Genomic DNA, 4956 nt, shown 5'->3' with positions numbered 1-4956 from the left:
GACCAGAGTTCGTCAGGAACCAGCCGCTGCGACAGACCAACACCCATAGCGCAACATCATGCCGCATCAACCTGACACCACGTGAGACAAGCTCTTAGGTGCACCGTGCCCCCCATGGACAAGAAATACGTCAGTAGTCATCATCGCTCCCGATACTGACAACGCCCGGCCCTTGAGCTCATTTGCGGTCTGAATGTTGCCCGGTTGTCCTTGTGGCGGTTGTTGGTCGACGTCCATCTGTAAGCCAGTTCCGCACCGTCTCCGGCGCGCCGACGCCCAGTTTCGCGATGTCCCCCTTCATCGCGGCCCACTCGGTCGGATGGTTCGGAATCTCCGCGACCATGCGCACTGCACGCTCACGGAGCTCAGCAGGGTCGGGGGACGGACGTGCAATGACTCGGTCCTCTCAGGGAATCGAGTGTCCATCAGACCCAGAGTGGTTCAGTTCGTGCGCGCTCTGCTGTTCCACCGTGCGAGGCCCTCGAAGGCATCCAGTGTCCGGACGTCGTAGGGGCCGAAGAAGTCCTGGCAGTCCCTGGCGAGCTGGTTGTAGAGGGCTGCTGCTCCGCGGGTGTCGCCTGACTGGCCGGTGAGGTCGGCGTGTTCGGCGCGTGCATCGATCACCGGTTGATCGCTGGGTTCGAAACGGAGTTCCAGCTCGAAGATGCGCGAGTCCAGCGCTTCAATGCGGCTGGAAAGACCGGCATTGCTGTCGTGCGCGTCGGGTGCGTCGGCTCGTCCGGCGAGATCGCCCGTCACGTCCAGGACGTTGAGGATCTCGCCCATCGCATGTGCGACCCTCTGAGCGCTCCCGGGCCGCTCTGCTGGGTCCTTGGCCAAGAGAGCCCTCACGAGGCTGTCTAGTTGAGCGGGGACGCCGGGGCGGTGGGCGCTCGGAGGCGCCGGCACTTCGTCCTGATGCATACGGCCCACGGTCATGGCATCGTCCTGGGGAGTTCCGAAGGGCGGGCGTCCTGTCAGCATCTCGTACAGGACGCAGCCCACGGAGTACAGGTCGCTGCGTTCGTTGCCGGTCTCGCCGAGCCACCGCTCGGGTGCCTTGTACAAAGGGGTGCCCGCGACGGTGTGGGTCTGGGCGGCGTCGGTCAGATACGCCAGCCCGAAGTCGATGAGTTTCACGTCCCCCTGTCGCGTGATCATGATGTTGTCGGGCTTGATGTCGCGGTGGATCACCTCAGCGGTGTGCGCGGCGCCGACTCCCTCGCAGATCTGGCGTGTCCAGCGCACGGTGCGCTCGAGCGGAAGCCCCGGCCCGGACCTGAGGTGCTCGGCGAGGGACCTGCCCTCGACGTACTCCATGACGATGTAGAACTCGCCGTCGTGTTCGCCGCCTCCATAGATCTGCGCGACACGCCTGTGGTTGAGCCGGGCCATGGCCTGGCCCTCCCGCTGAAACATTCTCGCGGTCGACTCGGCGAACTCTGTAGGGACTCCCTGCTGTATGAGACGGCGCCTGGCAAAGAACTTCACGGCCACGGTGCGGCCCAGCCTCGTATCCTCGGCTGTCCACACATCGCCCATGGCGCCACTGACGGGGCCGTCCTTGAGCCTGAGATGGCCACCGATCAGTGTGGAGCTGTCCACCCCTCACCCCTTGTGCCTTGTGCGCGTCGAATCGCGTCGCCCTTGTGGTCAGCGCTGCTTTGAGGTGCCCGCCCAGAGGGCGAGGGCTGCTAGGTTCTGCATGGACTCGTGCCATTCCGTGAAGAAGTCCTCCCGCTGCTGCAGTGCGTTGGCCAGCGTCGTGACGGCCTTATGGCGCAACTGGTCGCCCTGCTCGCGCACGTGTCTCTTCCGCAGGGAAACGCCGCAGACCTCCCACAGGACCCACGCGACCACGGCGAGGATCAGAAAGAGGAACACTCCCCGCGCGAGACCATCGACGAACGGCACCACGAGCGCCCCGGTGACGGTCCCGAACAGCAGGACGCCGCAGACGCGCGGCCAGCGGCGCACCACGGCGTCCGACCGGGCCTGGGTCTGTTGCTCGAGGCGCGCGGCGAGGTCGTCAATGAGTGCGCCCGGATTCACGCGCTGGTACGGATCGGTCGGCAGGTTCCAGGAGTATCCCGCCACGCTCAGGGTGATGTGGTGGGGGAGACGACGCCGGGACTCAGCGACAGCTTGGTTGGCGGCACTCTCCAGGCTTGGCCAGATGGCGCGGAGGGCCATGCGACGGGCTGGAGGGCCGAGCCGAGCCGCGTCCGGTGCGAAGACGGCCTGATCCAGGAGCACCATGAAGGTCACCGGCTCGGCTTCCGGGCCCAGAGACGACTGGTGTGCCTGCCTGGCCGCTTCCAGATCTCCCTCGTGTTCGATGATGCGCTCGAGCCGTCGCATCTGCTCAAGCAGATGTGCCTCGTCAGGCTCGAGCTGGTTGATCAGCCGCTCAAGGGCGCTCTCGACGTGGCGGCCGTCACCGACGGGGCGGTCGGCTCCGTCCGGGCCGTCGGGGAACGTGCGCCGGAGGTAGTCCAGAGTGCTCTGGGGCACGGTCGCTAGTTCCCAGCCGTGCCGGAGAGCGTCCCACTGAGCTCCGCATGTCTCGCGCAGTGCCGTGTACTGGTCTTCGGATGTCCGTCGGCGTAGGTTGCGCAACTGGGCTTCCCACTTCGCGGCCGCTGACGTGCGGTGCATGCTCTGGTTCCATCTCGCCATGGCCTGCCGGGTGTAGCTGAGTGCCTTCTCTCCCAGCTCGTTGCTTGCGATGGCGTCCAGGACGACGTAGAAGTCCTGGCCGAGTTCGCCAGGGTCGAGCGTCTGGAGGTAGGTGTCCATCCAGGCGGCTGCTGCGGCCTCGTTCCCCAGGCGCGAAGAGGTCAGGGCGAAGAAGAGGTTGGCCTTGGCGGCGTCCAGGGTGCAGGCGTGCGACTGGGCGCGCTCACCCTGATCGGTCTCGTTGCGGAAATTGGCGGCCACCGCCATCATCGCCGGGGCCAGCCAGTAGGCGGGCTCGAGGAGCATCCGTTCCTCAACGCAGGCCCGTACCGTAGCGGTGTTGACCACCTTCCTGTGTACGGCCTGTGCGGTGAGGGTGTGGACCAGCCCGCGGGCCAGGGCGCGAGTCTGTTTGCGCTGGGCGAAGTCCGTTTGAAAGACGGTGGTCAGACGGGCCAGTTCGGCCTGGGCCCGGGCCACCTCCCGATCGCGGCCGTACTGCTCGATGAAGGCGTCCAGAACCTTGCGGGTGCCGCTGACCGCGCTCTCCAGTTCCGCGACATCGTGGCGTACTTCGGTGACGTCACCGCGCAGCCGGACGACATCGGCGCGCACGCCGTGCAGACCGTCTTCGAAGGTGTCCAGCCTTCCCCCGTGGCGGGCTTGTTCTTCCCCTACGTCCTCCAGCCGTTCGGTCAGCCGGTGCAGGGCTGAGTCGGTCTCGTTCCGGTCCTCCATGACATCCCCCGAGGTCATCGCGGCATTGTGGCGCGTGCTTGCTCATTATCGAGCACCCACGCACCTTTTGCGGTCAACTGGCCGGAAATGAACGGCGGTTGGGCGACAGCAGCCGGTGTCGGAGCGGCGTGGCAGTATGACGTGCCATGGAGTCAGCACACCGGACGAGGATGCCCCTTGCGTGAGATCGCTTATCTGTCAGAAGGAAAGCTGAGGCAGTTCATACCTGAGCCCCGGCGTCTGCCGCGGGCGAGCACTCTTCGTCTGACCACGCCGTTCGGCGGCATCGACGTGGACGCGCCGGCCCCGGAGCGGGAGTTCGGACAGCTGCGGCACCTGCGGGAGGTGCACCAGCATCTGGAGCTCGTCGCGGAGTGGTACACCGAGCCCCAGCTGCGTCCCGGCCAGTGGGTACAGTTCGAAGCCCCACTGCGGTGCGTGACACTCAGCGGCGCCGACCAGGATCTCGTACTGTTCGTGGACTCGCTGCGGGCATGGGGCGCAAACCGCGCGACAGCCGGAGACTGCCGGTTGTTGATGCACGGGTCGGCCCGGCACCTGCGGGGCTGGACACCCATGCCGGTAGACGGCCCCGAGCTGGAGGCAGTGAACTCCGCATCCAGTCTGGGCGCCTCCTTCGTCACCCGAGCCGGACAAGTCGTCGAGGCACTCACCCGGCACCGCGAGCCGCCGCCCGGGAACCAGCCCTCACCTCGGACAGCCGCCGACCTGCACGATCGGGACGTCCAAGCGCTGCTGCACGCCCTGGACGAGGAGGACACCGGCATCGACACGTCTGCGATGATGACCGGATACGCGCGCGTCACAGGGCTCCTTCCGAGCACCGACACCACGTCCCCGTGCTTGGTGGCGAGCCCGCTCGTTGTGGAGTACGCGGCGGCCGTTGCTGAGCAACGTCTTGCATAAGGGCGTAGCGACGCCGCTAGTCGTGTCTGACAAATGATCTCTGCGAAGCTTCAGCGCCCGAGGCCGTTGGAGCGGTCATGGAGATTGAGCTGGAACTGCACTCGGGACGACCTCCGCGAAAGGGGCCGTCCCGGGACACCCTACTGCGGGCTCTTACGCGCACGGTAAAGCGTTAGCGAGGGTGCTGAGCACCCTCGAGTGGCATGGGTGGGGCAAGCTCGGCTGGGCGGATCCGTACGGCGACACGCGGGATCGTGGACTTGCCACATCGCCAATCAGAGGCACTCTTCCAACGTGCGACCTGACGCCTCGTCGCCCCGCCGACTGCCCCGGGCCCACACGCTGCTGTCTGGCAGATCCGGGGCGGCCGGGCACAGTCGCAGGGCCCGGCCCGGACGGCATACACCGCACGCGGGGCCCTCTCCGCGCAGACGGAGCTGACTCGTGAGTCGACCATCCAAACCCTCGAGTCCTGCAGCAGTCTCCGCGGCAGTAGGTGATTGACAGACCTCCTCGTTGTGAAGTTGGGGCCCCCGCTCCCGCGGGCCCCCGCAACCCCCCCCCGCGGGGGGGGGGGGCCGACCCCCCCGCCCCCCCCCCCCCCCCAAAACA

At 66.8% G+C, this 4956-nt stretch carries 3 protein-coding genes and 1 pseudogene; 1 reads left to right on the top strand and 3 read right to left on the bottom strand.

Annotated elements, in window-relative coordinates; genetic code table 11:
• Positions 1 to 241: 241 nt before the first annotated feature.
• The 3 genes and pseudogenes from ACFXB5_RS33105 to ACFXB5_RS33095 all read right to left on the bottom strand — a co-directional run.
• Positions 242 to 394: pseudogene (locus ACFXB5_RS33105) on the bottom strand (IS3 family transposase); the annotation flags it as partial.
• A 47-nt stretch (positions 395 to 441) separates the two neighbouring features.
• The gene (locus ACFXB5_RS33100) at positions 442 to 1605 is read right to left on the bottom strand and encodes a serine/threonine-protein kinase (RefSeq protein ID WP_385214848.1); all 1164 of its coding nucleotides are present in this window, start codon (positions 1603 to 1605) and stop codon (positions 442 to 444) included.
• Positions 1606 to 1653: 48 nt separating this feature from the next.
• The gene (locus ACFXB5_RS33095; protein ID WP_385214845.1) at positions 1654 to 3435 is read right to left on the bottom strand and encodes a hypothetical protein; all 1782 of its coding nucleotides are present in this window, start codon (positions 3433 to 3435) and stop codon (positions 1654 to 1656) included.
• A gap of 159 nt (positions 3436 to 3594) precedes the next feature.
• Between ACFXB5_RS33095 and ACFXB5_RS33090 the strand changes: the two genes are divergently transcribed.
• Positions 3595 to 4344, top strand: a complete 750-nt coding sequence (locus ACFXB5_RS33090; RefSeq protein WP_385214842.1) for an SAVMC3_10250 family protein — start codon at positions 3595 to 3597, stop codon at positions 4342 to 4344.
• The last annotated feature ends 612 nt before the right edge of the window (positions 4345 to 4956 follow it).

This window comes from Streptomyces sp. NPDC059455, from assembly GCF_042750115.1.
Taxonomy (GTDB): Bacteria; Actinomycetota; Actinomycetes; order Streptomycetales; family Streptomycetaceae; genus Streptomyces; species Streptomyces endocoffeicus.
The sequence above is the reverse complement of the archived record's forward strand: the minus strand, read 5'-3'. Positions and strand labels throughout refer to the sequence as shown.